General features: G+C 48.5%; 1 protein-coding gene. It reads left to right on the forward strand.

The annotated features are described in order from the left end of the window. A partial coding sequence (locus tag NE664_13705; GenBank protein MCQ4727688.1) for a DbpA RNA binding domain-containing protein occupies positions 1-468 on the forward strand: 468 nt, incomplete at both ends.

Here is a 468-nt window from a genome sequence, read left to right on the forward strand (position 1 = left end):
GGCGGATACCATCGAAGAATCCGATTTAAGTGAGATGATTAATATTCTTGAAAAGAAGCTTCTGGAAGAAGATTATACGTCCCTTGATCTGGCAGCAGCTCTGTTAAAGATGATGATGGGCGAAGAAAATGAAGATATTATCGATACGAGAGAACCACGCTCTCTCGATGAATTAGACAGCTATTACAGGGGCGAAAACCGTAATGGAAACGGACGCGGAAGAGGCAGAAACGGCGGCGGCCGTGACAGCCGGTACGAAGGCGGCCGTGAGGATATGGCCCGTCTGTTTATCAATATCGGAAAGAACCAGAATGTGAAGCCTGGAGATATCCTGGGAGCCATCGCAGGCGAGTCAGGCATGCCGGGCAAGATGGTCGGAAGCATCGATATGTACGATAAGTATACATTTGTGGAAGTGCCGAGAGAAAACGCGGATGCGGTACTTCAGGCAATGAAGGATGTCAAGAT

Source organism: Anaerotignum faecicola (genome assembly GCA_024460105.1).
GTDB lineage: Bacteria > Bacillota > Clostridia > Lachnospirales > Anaerotignaceae > JANFXS01.